A 15,450-nucleotide genomic window follows, 5' to 3' on the forward strand; every position below is an offset into this window, starting at 1 on the left:
AATACGGGGCGTAACGCGCCCTGAAAAAAAGGGGCCGGCTCATGTCGGCCTCAGTCATTTGAGCCCTTCGCCCGACCATTCGGGTCATGGGCAAAGACACCTCTCGAACCTTCCTTTTCAATGCGCGCCGCGCGCGTGAGCGGGGCCAGGCACCACGGCAATTGCTGGCCGTGCTCGCGCTCAGCGCGGCGGGGCTGATCGGCATCGTCGCGCACGAAGGCTACAGCGACAAGGCGTACCCCGACCCCGTGCACGGCACGGCCGTGCCGACCATCGGCTTCGGCACCACCGGCGGCGTGCGCATGGGCGACACCACCACGCCCGTGCCCGCGTTGCAGCGCGCGCTGCGCGACGTGCAGGCCTACGAGAGCGAGATCAAGCAATGCGTGAAGGTGCCACTGCACCAGCACGAGTACGACGCGTACGTGAGCCTGGCCTACAACATCGGCGCGTTCAACTTCTGCACCGGCGGCCAGAAGGGCCGCACCTCGGTGCTCGTGCAGCGGCTCAACGCCGGTGACTACGCGGGCGCGTGCAACGCCATCCTCGGCTGGAAGTACGTGGGCAAGACCGACTGCTCGGCGCCCGGCAACAAGACCTGCGCCGGCATCTGGAAAGACCGCCTCAAGCTGCACGCGCAGTGCATGGGGAACGCGCCATGAACCTCACAGCAAGGCTCTGGTTGGGCCTGTTCGCCGGTGTCGTGATGGCGTTGCTGCTCGCGGCCGCAGGGTTCGCGCTGCACGGTGCCGGCCGCATGCAGGAGCGCGCCCTCTGGCAGCAGAAAGAGGTGCAGCGCGCAACGCAACTCGCGCAAGACCTGCAGGCCGAGTACGAGCGCGGCCGTGCCGCGTCGGCGCAATACCAGCTCGGCGCGAGCGCCTTGCAGGCCCGCTATCTCTCCCTCGAAGGCCCGACCCATGATCTACGTCAGCGCGTTTCTCTTGTCCTTCCTCCTGCTGTTCCTGATCGCCGCGCTCAGCGGCCTGCCGGTGCTGCGCCGTCTGCAGCACCCGGACCGCATGCGGATGCTGCGCCGCCTGGCGACACACAGCATGACGCTGTCGGCGGCCCTCATCGCCTCAGCCTTGCTGCTGTCTGGCTGTGGAACAGCGCCCTTGCGGGCACCGACGTACCCGCGGGTGCCTGCGGACTTGCTGACACCTCCAGCGAAGCCTGTGCTGCTGATGCCGGCCTCACGGTCGACGACGCCTGGACCAACCACGACATCAACGCCCGCTCTTGCGCCGCGGACCGGCTCCGGCACCGCGCGCTGATCGAGTTCCTTACAGAAAGACCCGCCCCATGAGCGACCTCCACGAACGCACGCAAGAGCTGCTGCTGCTCGGTCAGATCCACGGCCTGGTGCAGGCCCTGAAGGACGGACAGGACCGGCAGAACCGCCGCATGGACGGCTTCGACACCCGCTTCGACGCACTCGATGGCCGGCTGCGTTCGGTCGAGCAGCGTGCCGCGGTGTTCGGCGCCGCATCGGGCGGCGCGATGGCCATCGGCACGGCGCTGCTCGCAGAGGCCGTCAAGCAGTGGTTTCGCAACGGGCCCGGTGTCAATTGACGCGAGGGGCCGGCGGATGTCGGCCTCAGCCCATCGGGCCTTCGCCGCGACAGTTCATACACCGACTCACCCACCCATTCATTCACCCATCAACGAAGCGATCGATGCACTTCCTCAACAGCAAGCGCCAGTCCTCGCACCCAACGAACGGAGCCCAGGCATGAGCCGTCTCGACACCCTTCGCAGCGCCATCGTGCAGACGCTGAACGCCGTGCCGCAGATCGGCCGCGTTCACGACCGCGAGCGTTCCCTGGCCGACGAAGCCGCGCTGCGTGCGCTCTTTCTGCATGACCTGCCGGGCGGTGGCCAGCAGCTGCGCGGCTGGTGGCTGCGCCGCACCGCCACCGAAGAGCGCAGCGTCAACAGCGGCCGCACGATGAGCGTCGACAGCTGGACCGTGCACGGCTATCTCGCGTTCGACGACGCCACGGCTTCGGAGCACGTGTTCGACGCGCTCATCGAAGACATCCGCGACGCCGTGCGCGCCGACCCCACCTTCGGCGGCGCATGCGCCACCGGACCGCTCACCGACGACAAGCGCACCGACGGCGTGCAGGTCGACGGCACCGGCCTCGTCAGCTTCTGCGGTGTGCGCTGTCATGGCGTCGCGCTGCAGCTGCGGACCTGGCGCTACCTCTGACCGCCAGCGAGCAGGTCTTTTCTTTCTTTTTTCGACAACCCAACCAACCACCAACGGAGAACGCCGACATGGCAAAACTCATGCGCAAGATGGCCATCCTGGCCAAGGCTGAAACGACACGCGGCACCGACGCCCTGCCCACCGGCGCGGCCAATGCGATCCTGGTCAGCGAAGTCACGCTGACCCCCATCGAAGGCGACGTCGTCCAGCGCGACAACGTGCGCCCGTACTTCGGCTCGCGCGGCTCCGTGCTGGTCACGCAGTACAGCAAGATCGCCTTCTCGGTCGAGATCGCCGGCGTTGCAGCAGCGGGCGATGTGCCTGGCTACGCCGCGCTGATGCGCGGCTGTGCCATCGCCGTCAACACCGCCGCGGGCGTCAGCACCACCTTCACGCCGGCCACCGATGCGCTGGAGTCGCTCACCATCTACGGCAACGTCGACGGCACCGTCTACAAGATGACCGACGCGCACGGCAACGTGAAGGCCACCATCAATGCCAAGGGCATTCCGAAGTGGCAGTTCGAGTTCACCGGCCTGTTCGTGCCCGCCGAAGACGCACCGCTGCCCGTGGCCGACTACACCAAGTTCATGGACCCGCTGGGCGTGAACAAGGCCAACACCACGCTCACGCTCGACGGTCTCGGCGTGGCCGCCAACGCCTTCGCCTTCGACGCCGGCAACACCGTCGTCAAGCGCGACCTGATGACCGTCGATGCCGTCGACATCACCGCGCGCGTGTCGACCGGCTCCGTCACCTTCGAGAACACCTCGGTCGCCACCAAGGACTGGATCGGCATGGCGCGCGCCAGCCAGCGCGTGAACCTGGCGCTCAAGCATGGCCAGGGCGCAAGCAACGTCGTCGAGTTCCTGTCGCCGCGCGCGCAGATCGGCAAGCCGACCTTCAGCGACGTCGACGGCGTGCAGATGATCACCGTGCCGCTCGAGTTCGTGCCCACCGGCGCGGGCAACGACGAGTGGTCGATCGTCGTTCGCTGAGCTTCGTCACCGGCACCACCACCACACCACAGAGGAACAGACAGAGATGCCCCAGAAACTCAAGATCGCCGTCAAGCCGACTTTCGTCGCACCGGTGCTGATGCGCGTGCCCGGTGACGGCCAGGTCGAAGAGGTGCGGTTCAGTGCCGTCTTCAAGCGCCTGACCAAGAGCGAGAACGACACGCTGCAATCGCGCCTGGAAGCCCGCACCCTGACCGACAAGGACCTGCTCGACATGGTGCTGGCCGACTGGAAGGACCTGGAAGGCGACGACGGCGCGCCCTACATCTGCACGGCCGAGAACCGCGCCGCGGCGGTGGAGGAATGGACCGGCTTCGAAGCCGCCATTGCCTACAGCTACTTCGAGCACGCCTACCCGGCCGCGGTAAAAAACTGAGAGGCGCCGCGCGCCTTGTGCTCGGAGCAGAGCATCGCGTCCACGACGAGCTGGACGACGAGCTCCGCAGCCAGTGCGCGTCGCTCGGTCTCGACCCGAAGAAGCTCGTCTCTTCGACAGCCAGCGGCGGCGGCCCGCCACCCTTCGAGCTATGGCCGGAGCACCAGGAAGCATTCGAGGTGTTCCATGCCTGCCGAACGCAGTGGCGGGTCGTCGCGGGGGCAGCGGGCGCGTGGTTCCAGGGGCTCGACTTCGGCGCGGTCGACGTGGCGATGAGGCGCCTGGGCATTCCGCGTGCACGACAGCGTGAAGTGTTCCTGCAGCTGCAGGTGATGGAAGACGAAGGCATCGCGGTGCTGAACGTCTAGCGACAACGCGGGCCCACGGCCATCGAAGAAGCATGGGGCCGGCAGATGTCGGCCTTATTTTTTCTTTCTCTCAAACGGACCATACAGACATGGCTGCGACACAACAAATGGCAATCCGAATGACGATGGACGCTTCATCAGTGAACGCGGACCTCTCCCGGGTCGTCAATGAATTCTCGAAATTTATCGACCGGATCTCCAGCGGAGCGAGCCAGGCAGAGGAAGCGAAAGCCAAGGCTGCGGCTTCTGCCAAGGAGGCGCAGGCGAAGGCCGAAGCCTCCATCAAGGAAGTCTCTTCCTCGGTTCAAAGCCTCTTTTCAAGTATCCAGGGTGGACAGTCGCCTTTCACATCGTTTGTGAGTGAAGGCGGAAAGCTCGTCTCCACGCTTGGTGGCATTGGCCCCGCTGCTGGTGCTGTAGGGGACTATCTCTTGAGCGCGTCCACGCGGCTCAATCTGGCGACCAAAGCGGTGACCTTGCTGACCGAGGCATACGTCGAAGGCAGCAAGGAGGCGGTGGCGTACGCCAATGCCAACACGATGACCGGCAACTACGTCGGCCTTACCAACGACCAACTCCAGACGAAAGCTATCGAGGTTGCCGGGACGAATGGCACGCAGGCCAGGGCCGCCGAGGCGGTGACCGCAGTGGTCAACACGGGCAGGATCGGCGGCGACGTCGTGAGCGAGGTGGCCGGTGCGACGGCTGAAATGAATCGCGTGCTTGGCACGTCGATCAACGAGGCCGTGAGCAATTTCGTCAAGCTGGCCGACGAGCCTTCCAAGGCCTCGGCCAAGCTCAACGAGACCTACCACTACCTGAGTGCAAGCACCTATGAGCGCATCGTTGCGCTGGAGAAGCAAGGAAAGACGGAGGAGGCGGCAGCGCTCGCACAGAAGACTTTCGCCGTCGCAATGAAAGAGCGCACCACCGAGGTTGTAGCCAATCTCGGCAGCCTTCAACGCGCCTGGCTGAGCATCACCGGATTCGCTGAAAAAGCCTGGGATGCCATGCTCAATGTCGGACGTCCTGTCACGCTTCAAAAGCAGATTCAAGATGTCGACAAGCAAATCGCACAGATTGATCTCGTCAAGCAAGGTAACGGCTTCGTCAGCAATGGCGGGGGCGCGGCTTTCGGCAATGGCAAGGCCGGTGCGGCACTGGACAAGGCTCGTGCGGAGGCGGTGGCCAAGAAAGCAACGTTAGAGGAGAGCCTGAAGCTTTCGTCGTCAGTTGCTCTGAACAAGGCGAACGATGCACGTACTCAACAGGTGGGCATCGCCAAGATCACCAAGGACAACGAGAAAACGGAAAACGCAGGGCTTCGAGTTGGAGCGGGCGCTTCTGGCATCGCCCGTGCCGAAGACGATGCGCTTCGCGCAAGCATCGAAGCCGTACGCGAGGAATACAACGCGAAGGCACGGCTTACCGCCGAGGGCTTCAAGAACATCGACAGCCTGCGCAAACGCGACCTGCTCAGCGACTATGGCGTCGTCCGACAAAAGCGCGATCTTCGGCTCCAGGACCTGAAAGACCAGGAGGAGGCCATCCAGAAGGAGCTGCAGCTGCTGGGTTCCAAGAAAGGGTCCGCTGCCGACAAGCGAAAGCTGGAAGCCAAGGTAGGCGAGATCGATCAGCAGCGCGGCTTCGTCAATGCAGAAGCCGAACGCACCTTCGCGGAGATGGAGGCGGCGTCTCAGAGCAACGTGCTCAAGACCTCGCAGCAAGCGACGGAAAAAATCCGCGAGCAGGTTCGTGCGCAGGAGGAACAGAACGCCGTGTATGGCATGTCCAAGGAGGCGATCCAGAAGCTGACCATTGCGCAGACGGAGCGGCAAATCCAGGAGCTCGATGCAACGGAGAACGTCAATCCGGCTTACCTGAAGTCGCTGTACGACCGTCGCGATGCCGAGAAGGAACTGCTCACGGCGATGGAGACGTCTGAACGCCTGAAAACCACCGACGAGAAGCAGAAGAAGGAAAAGGCGAAGGACGAAGAAAAGTCGAAAAAGATGGCCGACGACATCGGCGGTGTGTTCCGCGACGGTTTCGTCAACCTGCTGGAAGGCGGTGGCCGGGATGCCATCGACAAGATCGGTGAAGGGCTCAAGAAGAAGCTCGTCAAGTCGCTGGCCGATGCCTTCTATGACGCGACGTTGAAGGACGCTGTGGATGGGTTCGCGGGTTGGCTGACGGGTGCGCTCAAAGGATCGATCTCGGGCGGTGGTTCCAAATCCGAAGGGGGCTTGTCGGGCCTTGGAGGAATTTTCGGAGCCGTGTCGAGCCTCTTCGGTGGTTTCTCAGGCTCTACTGCCGCTGGACTCGCCAACGTCGTTGGAGGAAGCGATCCGCTCGGCACGATGGTTGGCTTGATGGGCTTGACCAAGAGCGCCAACGGCAACGTCTTTGCCTCACCGGGCCTGCACGCCTACGCCAACAGCGTCGTCGCCAGCCCCACGTTCTTCCCCTTCGCCAACGGCATCGGCCTCATGGGCGAGGCCGGGCCCGAAGCCATCATGCCGCTGCGCCGTGGCTCCGACGGGCGCCTGGGCGTGAGCGCACCCGCAGGCGGTGGTGGTGGCGGCGGCTCACTGCACTACGCGCCGACCAACGTCTTCAACATCGATTCGCGCTCCGATCGCGGCGCCGTGCTCGCCGATCTGGACCGCGCGCTTCAAGCCAACAACAAGGGCCAAATGGAACAACTCAAGCGTCTGCGGGTGGTGCCCCAATGAGCATCGTCACCCTGCCCCCCAACCTGCCGGTCAAGCGCCAGGATTTCGGTATCCAGACCTTCGACCTGAGCTTCAGCAGTGGCGACACCGGTTCGTCGCAGGTGGCCGTGCTGGCACCGCCGCGCCGCACGTGTGCGCTCGTGAGCGAAGAGCGCATTCCGCTGATGAGCGAGGCCGCGATGTGGCGCAGCCTGGTGCATGCGCTGCGCGGCCAGGTCAACGTGCTGGCGGTCAGCGACATGCTGCAGCCGGCGCCTCGCGGCACGGCACGCGGTGTGTGGACCGCGCTCGCGGCCGCGGCCGGTGCCTCGTCGCTGTCGATCCAGATGGGTGCGGCCCAGGCGGGCAAGACGCTGCTGCAGGGCGACTGGATCGGCGTCAACCAAGGGTCGATCCAACGGCAGCTGCTGCACGTGCAGGCCGATGCCGTGGCGAATGCGGCGGGTCTGATCGTGGTGCAGATCGAGCCGGTGCTGCGCGTGGCCGTTGCCGCGGGCAGCGCGGTGGTCTGGGACCGTCCGACCTGCCTCATGCGCAAGACGGATGCAAAGAACAACTGGTCTTCGGAGTCGCGCACGCAGGGCGGCTTCAGCCTCGACCTCATGGAGTCCTGGGAATGACGGTACCTGTCAACAGCGGCTTTCAGGCCGCGGCGAATGCGCCGGCCTATGGCGAGCTGGCCCTGGTGGAGCTGCAGTTGCGCTCGGGCACGGCGCGCTTCACCAACTGGCCGCTCAGCGTCCAGGTGATGGGCGAGACCTGGCAGGGCGTGGGCAACCTCGGCTCCATCGGCGAGCTGCACGAGAGCGAAGACGGTGCGGCCGAGAAGCTCACGCTGACGCTGTCGCCGGTGGACATCGGCACGCGTGCGCTGGCACTCGGCGATCCGTCCGACTACCAGGACCGGCGCGTGCGCGTGTGGATCGCGATGCTCGACGCCAACACGCTGCAGGTCAACGGCTCGCCCGTGCTGCGCTTCGTGGGCGTGATGGACCAGATGAAGATCGATCGCGATGGCAACACCGCCTCGATCAGCATGGAGTGCCGCACCGCGAGCTACGACGTGCGAAGCAACCCCGCCGCACTGCGCATGAACAACGCGCAGCACCAGGCGCGGCATCCGGGCGAGATGGGCTTCGCCTATCTCACCAGCCTGATCGGCAACCCGGCCGTCTGGGTCGGCAAGTGGCTGCAGGCGAATCTCCAGTATCGACAGAACCTTGGCGTGCACAGCAAATGAGCATCGATCTCGACACTTTCATCGACGCGCGACGCCACACCGGCTTCGCTTATTTCGAACACGACTGCGCAACGATTGCAGCGGACTGGGTGCGCGAGCGGCGTGGCGCGGATCCGCTCGAGCCGCTGCGCGGGCAAGGCGGCGCGCTGGCGCCCAAGCGGTTGCTGACGGCGCTGCGGCATGTGCGTGCCGCGGGTGGCTTCGAGGCCATCGCGACGGCGCTGCTGGGGCCTTCGCTGCCGGGACGCATGGCACAGCGTGGTGACGTGGTGCTGGCTCGCAGTGGCGGGCGCATCGGGCGCGTTTCGGGGCACAGCTTCGGCATTTGCACCGGCTTGAACATCGTGGCGCCTGGCAAGGACCGCCTGCAATTTTTGCCTTTGACGACGGGGGTGGCAGCATGGCGCGTCTGATTCGTTTCTCCCTGGTCTTTGGCGTCATCTTGGGCGCTTGTACCGCGGCAATGGCAGACCCCGTGACGAGCGTCTTGTCGGCCATCGGAACAGCTGTTGGTGCGGGCGCGTCGGCGGTTGCAGTCGGTGGGACCATCGTCAGTGCGGCACTTTCCCTGATCAGCACCGCCTATTCCTCCTCGCAAGCCAAGAAAAAAGCCCGGCAAGCCGCCGCCCGCAAGTTCGCCGAAGACGTGGCCAATCTGCGCGACCGCACGGCCACGCTGGTCAGTTCCGAGTCGCCTTGGGCCACGGTCTACGGTGCACCCGCACGCGTCGGCGGCGCCATCGTCGCGGTGCTCGACAGCGGTCCGATGGCCCAGTTCAAGCACATCGTGATCGTCTTCGCCTCGCACGAGTGCGAAGCCATCGACGAGATCTTCATCGACGGCACCTCGGTGGGCCGGCCCAACGCAACCGGTTGGACCGACGGTCCGGAATTCCAGATGCCGCCGCTGTTCAACGGCTGGCCTTCGGAAGGCCCCGCGGTGAACGTGCAGTTCCATACGTCGCCGGGTGGCGTTGACACGGCCGACGCCTTCCTTCGCGGGAATGTTGACCAGAGCTTTCCGGGCTTCAACCTCTGGACCGAGCAACACAAGCTGAGCGGCTGCACCTACGCAGTGGTCACGCTCAACCTGCTGTTCGAGCGCTTCCAGGGCGGCATTCCCGAGATCACGGCCAGGCTGCGCGGCAAGAAGGTGTACGACCCGCGCACCGGCCAGACCGCCTACTCGCGCAACCCCGCGCTGTGCCTGGCCGACTTCTTGCGCTCGGAGACCGGCTACCTCGCCGCGCCCGACCAGATCGACGAGAACGCGCTGATCGCGGCCGCCAATGCCTGCGACCAGAAGGTCTACAACGATATCGATGCGGTCAACTACGGCAACTCCAATGTGCTGTACGTCTGCGACGGCATGTTCCGCTCGGACCAGGACCGCGAGTCGACACGGCAGCAGCTCGAAGATTCGATGGCCGGCTTCAGCCTCGAATCGGGTGGTGTGTGGCGCATCCAGGCCGGTGCATGGTCCACGCCGGTGCTGAACCTCACCGACGACGACATGCTGGCGCCCACGGCCGTGGTGCAAACCGCCAACCCCGGCACGAGCCGCTTCAACGGCATGCGCGGCACGTACGTCAACGCGGCGCGCAACGGCGTCAGCGAAGACTTCACGCCGTATCAGAACGCGACCTTCCGCGCGCTCGACGCGAAGGACAAGTTCACCGACATGGCGCTGGCGTTCACGACCTCGCACGTGCGCTGCCACCAGATCGCCCGCGTGGTGGTCGAGCAGAGCCGCGGCGGCTTCGTGCTGCGCATCCATCCCAAGATGCTGGCGTGGCACCTGCAGCCCGGCGACCGCATCGTGCTCACGAGCGCCTTGTACGGCTTTGCCAACAAGACCTTCCGCGTGCAGGACTGGACCTATGCCCGCAACGCGCCGCTGTCGCTGCTGGTGATCGAGGACGTGCCGGCCTACTACGACCTGGCCGATGAGGTGCAGGCCGATGCGGCGCCGAACACCAATCTGCCGAGCCCGTTCCTGCAGCCACAGGCACCGCTCGACCTGCAGGTGCAAAGCGGCGAAGAGCAACTGGTGCAACAGGGCGGTACCCTGGTCGTGCGTGCGAAGGTGAGCTGGTCGCCTTCCACCGAACCTGCGGTGGTGCGCAACGGCGCAGTGCGCGTGGAATGGCGCACGATCACGCCGGTCGGCGAGTGGCAGTCGGTGGACCTGCCCGGGGACGCGAAGGAGACCTATCTGCTCGGCCTCGCGGTGCACAGCGAGTACCAGGTGCGCGTGCGTTTCCTCACGCCCTATGCGGTGAGCAGCTGGACGACGGTCACGCACAGGCTGCAAGGCCCTAGCGAGTTCCCTGATGACGTCGCCGGCCTGAGCCTGGCGGTGGAATCCGCCGGCGTGATCGCACGCTGGTCCGCGCCGGCAGGCCTCAACCTGCTGGACTGGGGCGCGACGCAGATCCGTGTCGGCGCGTCGTGGGAAACCGCCATCGAACGCTTCACGGGCAAGGCGCTGTCCGCGAACATCGGCTGGCTGCAGACCGGCACGCAGAAGGTGTGGGCGGCGCATGCCAACACGCAAGGCGTCTGGGGCATTCCCGTTGCCGCGACCATCGACATCCAGCAGCCGGCCCAGCCGATCGTGCGTGGAGAGGTGTGGGGCGCGCAGATCGAACTCGCATGGCAGCCTTGCGGCACCACGCAGCCCATCGCGGCGTACATCGTCAAGGTGGGGCCGACGCTGGCGCAGGCCGTCGAGATCGGCCGCACGAGTTCGCTGAATTTCGCGCGCACCGAGCCGGTTGCCGCCAAGCGCATCTACTGGGTGGTGGCGTTCGATGCGGGGAGCAATCCGGGCGATGCAGGCTACGTCGAACTGGCGTCGTTGCCGTCCATCGACGATGCGATCAAGGAGCTGCAGGAGGGGCTCGATGAGCAGGTCGCAGATCTGCTGAACGTGAACTCGGGCATCAGCGAGCGCCTGGTCGACGAAGCCATCGAGCGTGGCACGGCGATCACGCATGTCGAAAAAGTCGTCACCGATACGGCAGAGCAACTGGCGCAGCGCATCGATACCGTCGCGGCACGAGCCGTCGGCTATGTGCGCGCCAACTTGGTCTTCAACGGCGGATTCGAGTTCGATCTCGACAAATGGGCGCTGCTGGGCAATGCCTGGAAAGTCGTCGAAGACGATTGGGGGGCTTCAGCGCGGATCCTTGCCGATGTTCCTGCCAGCGGCCGACTGGCCAGTGCCAGCTTCCCGGCCAAGCCCGGCTCCTGGTATGCCGGCTCGGGCGACGCGATGTTTCAGAGCGATGCTGGGCAGAGTGGTCTTGCGCTTGAGTTCTTCGATGCGGGAGGCAGCTCGCTGGGCGTTACGGCCAATCTCAAGGTTGGCGGACATGGGTTCGTGAACGAACAGACCAGGCGCAACGATTTTGCGGTGGAAGCGCTTGCGCCTGCCGCCGCGGTTACGGGCAGGGTTGTCTTCCAGTGGAGCGGCTATGTCGCAGGCGGCGCGATCGGAGTGCGCTTCGTGAAGGCGGAGCAAGGTCGTTTTCCGGTCACGCCCTTCACTTCGGAAGCCAGCGATCGTGGTGCCGTGGCGGCCATTCGCGAGGAAGTGACTGCGCGTGCGACGGCCGACGCGGCTGAGGCGGTGGCACGCACGACACTGGCGGTGCGGGTCAACGGCGCCGAGGCCGCGATCAACCACGAAGCCTCCGTGCGCGCCGACGAGACCGGCAAGCTGTCGGCCAAGTGGGGCTTGAAGGTGGTGGCTGGCAACAAGGTGGCGGGCGTGCTGCTGAACAACGACGGCCAGGAGAGCAACTTCACGGTACTGGTCGACCGGTTCGCCATTGCACAGCAGGCCGCGGGTGGCGTCACCAAGTACCCGTTCGCGGTGGGCTCCGTGGCGGGCGCACCGACGGTGGGGATCGACGGAACGCTGGTTGTCGACGGCACCATCCTCGCGCGGGCGATCAACGTCGATCGGTTGTCGGCGATCACGGCCAGGCTGGGCTATGTGAACGCGGGGCAGATCGACATCTCGGGGGATGGCGTTGGCGGCTGGGGATATGTGCGTAGCGCCAACAAGTGGATCTATGACGGTGGCTGGGGTTGGGTTCTTGCACGCCATAACGGCGGCGACACCTTCGTCGAGCTGAACTGCAACGGCATGGGCCTGCGGATGCACAACGAATCAGGGCGCTTCCAGCTCTGGGGGCCGGGCTTCAATTTGCAGAACGAAGGGCTGACGATTGATCAGGTTGACGTGATCGGTGCGCTGAATATCCGAGGGCGCTCTGTCACCGTTCCGACCGCACGTGCCGACGCAGGAGGCTTGAGTGCCGTCGTGCATGAGATTCCGAACAACCGTGGTGCATGGGTCACGACCTACATCACCGGTTCTGTGTTCATCGCGCCGGGATCCGGTGGGGGCGCTGGTGGTTTCCTTTCTCTGTCCGTCGACAACGTGACGAGGTGGGCGGGGGCCGGTGTGCCGGGCTCCACGGTGACCGGAGCCATCGTTCTCGACCTGCCGCCGGGTCAGCACACCATTGCCGCCATTGGTACCCCGGGGTCCAGCAGCGCATCCATCTTTGCCCTTTCCTGCCAACGATAGACATCCATGCCTGACTACACAGCTTTCGACAACACAACTGGCCGCGTGCTGGCCCGTGGGTCCGCGCCTACCGAGAAAGCCTGCCTTGCGCAGGCACTGCATCCCAACGAGCAGATCCTGCTTGGGCTGATTCCTGAAGGGCACTTCGTGGATCTGGCCACCCTTCAGGCGATCGCCTTTCCTGCGCAGCCTAGTCCGGTGCATGTGTTTGATTTCGCAACACGTGTCTGGGTCGATCCGCGCACGCTGGAGGAGAAGAAAAGCCAGCTCAAGGCCGATATCGCCGAGCAGCGCTGGAAGCGCGAGACGGCAGGACTGGTGCTGATCGGCGGCCTGCGAGTGAAGACGGGACGCGAAGACCGTGCTTCATTCGCCGAGGCGCTGGCGGACATGGAGTCGAGAGGACTCGACGCCATCGACTTCAAGACATCCGACGGCTTCGTCACGCTCACGGCGAAAGAAGCGCGAGGCATCTCTCGCGCTGTGTCGGAGCACGTGCAAGCGTGTTTCTACGCTGAGCGGGCCGCCTGTGCCTTCATCGACCAACTCAGCAACGCGGACATTCCAGCCGCGTGTGATCTCGCGGAATTCGTCCGTATCTCGAACTCTTGAACATCTCAACCAAGGAGCCTTACATGGCCTACACCACTGCATCGGCAAACGCTTTTCTCAAGTTGATTCTTCAGGCTGTCCCGATTTCGGGGCTTGCCGACAACGCAGCCACGGGTGCGCTGACCGTGCACTACATCAGTCTTCATACCGCTGCACCTGGCGCCGGGGCCAACCAGGGCACCAATGAGGTTGTCTATCCAGGATATGCACGTGTTGCCGTCGCCCGCGGACCGGCGGGTTGGCTCATCGCCGGAAACACCGGTAACCTGGTCGCGGCGATGGAGTTTGCCGAAGTGGCGGGCACAGGCGTCGCGACGGCCACGCATCTTGGTCTTGGAACCGCCTTGTCGGGCAATGGCTTGCTGCTGATGTACGGCGCGCTTGATCCGGTCATTCCGATCCAGGCCGGAGTGGTTCCCCGGCTGAAGACCACGACCAAAGTTACCTTCGAGGTCTGACCATGAGCGTCATCTTCGACAACAGAATCGTCGAGGCGTGCGCCACGCTCGGCACTGGCGACCTGCTGGCCGCTGGTGCCGATCCGGGGTTCTCCACGTTCTCCGAAAAGGTCCCTGTCGGCTCCACCGTCCACTATCTGTGCGAGGCCGTCAATCCTGTCGGCCGTCCGACAGGGGAGTTCGAGCTGGGGCGAGGCACCTACACAGCGGCAAACACGCTGTCGCGCGACACGGTCATTTCCTCGAGCAACGCGGGTGCACGGGTCGATTTCACGCAAACCAGCAAGCGCCTTTCTCTGACTGTCCTGGCGCCAACCACGGACGTCTTGCGAGGAGACTGGAGAGAGGCCCTGGGAGTCCCGCCCGAGGGCTTTGTCAATCGCCTGATCAATCCCGAGTTCCTGATCAATCAGCGGAACATTGCAAGTACGTCCGTCAACAACCAACAGGTGGTCGATTGCTGGCGACTCATGAATTCTCCAGGGGGTAACGCGATTTCGGCCGGCGTAACGCCCATTGCACCGCCAGGATTGGCGCGGGCGATCGCATTCACCGTGCCATCCGCCTACGTGCCTGCCAGTGGGGCGGTTATCGGATTTCAGCAAACCCTCGAAGGTCTGTGCGTCGCAGATCTGGGGTGGGGTACTGCGAACGCAGCACCGCTGACACTCAGCTTCTGGGTGCGAAGCAACAGCACAGGACCCATTCCGATATCCCTGCGCAATGGTGACGCGACGCGCTCATTCGTTTTGCCAGTCACGATCAATACGGCCAACACTTGGGAGCTCAAAACCATCGTCGTGCCGGGAGCGACGAGCGGGACGTGGAGCACCACCAACACCGCCGGGATCGTTTTGTTGATTGGGCTCGCGGTCGGTTCCTCTCTCACTGCGCCGACGGCTGGCACCTGGCTCGCTGGCAACTACGCAGGTTTGTCCGGGCAGATGAATCTCTGCGCGAGCACAAGCAACAGCCTGAGCATTGCAGGGGTGCAGTTGCAGAAGGGGACGATCGCAACGCCGTTCGCGCGGCGCTCCTTGTCCGGCGAGTACGCGCTGTGCCAAAGATATTTTGGGTTGGTCAACGTATCTGTACGGTTCCCCGCAACGGGGCCTGGCCAGATTCTGTCCCCGGCTTTCACTTTTCCGGTGCCGATGCGATCAACGCCGACGATGGGTACCCAGGTGACGGGGGGGTACGCGAATATCAACAGCTCGACAGGGCAAGGATCCGTCAGTGCCTTGGGTTTTCGGTATGACCTGATCTCGGGCGGTGCAGGGGACTCCTATGTCCTCGACTATGTTTTTTACGCTTCTGCGGACCTTTAGCCATGTACAAAATCCTAGGTGATCTGATCGTTCGGCTTGCTGACGACGCACGCATTCCGCACGACCCATGCAATGTCGACTACGTGGCATACCGCGACTGGCTGGCCGCTGGCAACACGCCCCAAGTGCCGTCCGGGCCGTCGCAGAGCGAGCGTCGCTCGCTTCTGAGAAATGCGGCCACTGCACGGCGCTGGCAAGCCGAGACCGGTGGCATCACGCTGCCTGACGGTACGCGGATCAAGACGGATCGCGACGACCAGAACAATGTAGCCAACGCTCTGGCTATCGTCGGATCCACGGCGCTCCAACGCATTGACTTCAAAGCCGCCACGGGGTGGGTGTCAATTACGCCGTCCGAGCTGCAGGCCATCGCAGCGGCTGTTGGCCTTCACAAACAGTCGTGCTTTTCTGTCGAGCGAGCGCATCATGAAGCGATTGATGCGCTCACCGACGATGGGCTCGATGGCTACGACGTGACGACGGGCTGGCCCTGAAC

16 protein-coding genes are annotated in these 15,450 nt (G+C 64.5%); all 16 read left to right on the forward strand.

Annotated elements, in window-relative coordinates; all coding sequences use genetic code 11:
- The first annotated feature begins 86 nt into the window (after nucleotides 1-86).
- Nucleotides 87-662: a lysozyme gene (locus BLQ28_RS18355; RefSeq protein ID WP_093242392.1), complete on the forward strand. Its 576-nt coding sequence runs from the start codon at nucleotides 87-89 to the stop codon at nucleotides 660-662.
- Nucleotides 659-1,309, forward strand: coding sequence for a hypothetical protein (locus BLQ28_RS33305; protein ID WP_256327357.1), 651 nt, complete (start codon nucleotides 659-661; stop codon nucleotides 1,307-1,309). Before BLQ28_RS18355 ends, BLQ28_RS33305 begins: the two co-directional genes overlap by 4 nt.
- Nucleotides 1,306-1,575, forward strand: a complete 270-nt coding sequence (locus tag BLQ28_RS18365; RefSeq protein ID WP_256327358.1) for a hypothetical protein — start codon at nucleotides 1,306-1,308, stop codon at nucleotides 1,573-1,575. Before BLQ28_RS33305 ends, BLQ28_RS18365 begins: the two co-directional genes overlap by 4 nt.
- Nucleotides 1,576-1,735: 160 nt before the next feature.
- The gene (locus BLQ28_RS18370) at nucleotides 1,736-2,215 is read left to right on the forward strand and encodes a hypothetical protein (RefSeq protein ID WP_093242397.1); all 480 of its coding nucleotides are present in this window, start codon (nucleotides 1,736-1,738) and stop codon (nucleotides 2,213-2,215) included.
- Nucleotides 2,216-2,283: 68 nt separating this feature from the next.
- Nucleotides 2,284-3,213, forward strand: coding sequence for a phage tail tube protein (locus BLQ28_RS18375; RefSeq protein WP_093242400.1), 930 nt, complete (start codon nucleotides 2,284-2,286; stop codon nucleotides 3,211-3,213).
- A gap of 46 nt (nucleotides 3,214-3,259) precedes the next feature.
- Nucleotides 3,260-3,610, forward strand: coding sequence for a hypothetical protein (locus tag BLQ28_RS18380; RefSeq protein WP_093242402.1), 351 nt, complete (start codon nucleotides 3,260-3,262; stop codon nucleotides 3,608-3,610).
- Between the two features lie 17 nt (nucleotides 3,611-3,627).
- A complete protein-coding gene (locus BLQ28_RS18385; protein WP_176801158.1) occupies nucleotides 3,628-3,978 on the forward strand; it encodes a DUF1799 domain-containing protein in 351 nt (116 codons plus the stop codon).
- Nucleotides 3,979-4,067: 89 nt separating this feature from the next.
- Nucleotides 4,068-6,713 carry a phage tail tape measure protein gene (locus tag BLQ28_RS18390; RefSeq protein ID WP_176801159.1) on the forward strand — a complete coding sequence of 882 codons (2,646 nt, stop codon included), beginning with the start codon at nucleotides 4,068-4,070 and terminating at the stop codon, nucleotides 6,711-6,713.
- Nucleotides 6,710-7,333: a hypothetical protein gene (locus tag BLQ28_RS18395; RefSeq protein WP_093242411.1), complete on the forward strand. Its 624-nt coding sequence runs from the start codon at nucleotides 6,710-6,712 to the stop codon at nucleotides 7,331-7,333. Before BLQ28_RS18390 ends, BLQ28_RS18395 begins: the two co-directional genes overlap by 4 nt.
- Nucleotides 7,330-7,953, forward strand: coding sequence for a hypothetical protein (locus BLQ28_RS18400; RefSeq protein ID WP_093242414.1), 624 nt, complete (start codon nucleotides 7,330-7,332; stop codon nucleotides 7,951-7,953). Before BLQ28_RS18395 ends, BLQ28_RS18400 begins: the two co-directional genes overlap by 4 nt.
- A complete protein-coding gene (locus tag BLQ28_RS18405; protein WP_093242416.1) occupies nucleotides 7,950-8,366 on the forward strand; it encodes a DUF6950 family protein in 417 nt (138 codons plus the stop codon). The genes BLQ28_RS18400 and BLQ28_RS18405 overlap by 4 nt, the downstream gene beginning before the upstream one ends.
- A 62-nt stretch (nucleotides 8,367-8,428) precedes the next feature.
- Nucleotides 8,429-12,556, forward strand: coding sequence for a phage tail tip fiber protein (locus BLQ28_RS18410; protein WP_093242419.1), 4,128 nt, complete (start codon nucleotides 8,429-8,431; stop codon nucleotides 12,554-12,556).
- A gap of 6 nt (nucleotides 12,557-12,562) precedes the next feature.
- Nucleotides 12,563-13,168, forward strand: coding sequence for a DUF4376 domain-containing protein (locus BLQ28_RS18415; RefSeq protein ID WP_093242422.1), 606 nt, complete (start codon nucleotides 12,563-12,565; stop codon nucleotides 13,166-13,168).
- 23 nt (nucleotides 13,169-13,191) lie between these two features.
- Entirely contained in the window at nucleotides 13,192-13,626 is a 435-nt protein-coding gene (locus tag BLQ28_RS18420) for a phage tail fiber protein (protein WP_093242424.1), read from the forward strand.
- 2 nt (nucleotides 13,627-13,628) lie between these two features.
- Nucleotides 13,629-14,954 carry a hypothetical protein gene (locus tag BLQ28_RS18425; RefSeq protein ID WP_093242427.1) on the forward strand — a complete coding sequence of 442 codons (1,326 nt, stop codon included), beginning with the start codon at nucleotides 13,629-13,631 and terminating at the stop codon, nucleotides 14,952-14,954.
- A gap of 2 nt (nucleotides 14,955-14,956) precedes the next feature.
- Nucleotides 14,957-15,448, forward strand: coding sequence for a DUF4376 domain-containing protein (locus tag BLQ28_RS18430; RefSeq protein ID WP_093242429.1), 492 nt, complete (start codon nucleotides 14,957-14,959; stop codon nucleotides 15,446-15,448).
- Nucleotides 15,449-15,450 lie beyond the last annotated feature (2 nt).

The organism is Variovorax sp. EL159 (assembly GCF_900100965.1).
GTDB lineage: Bacteria > Pseudomonadota > Gammaproteobacteria > Burkholderiales > Burkholderiaceae_C > Variovorax.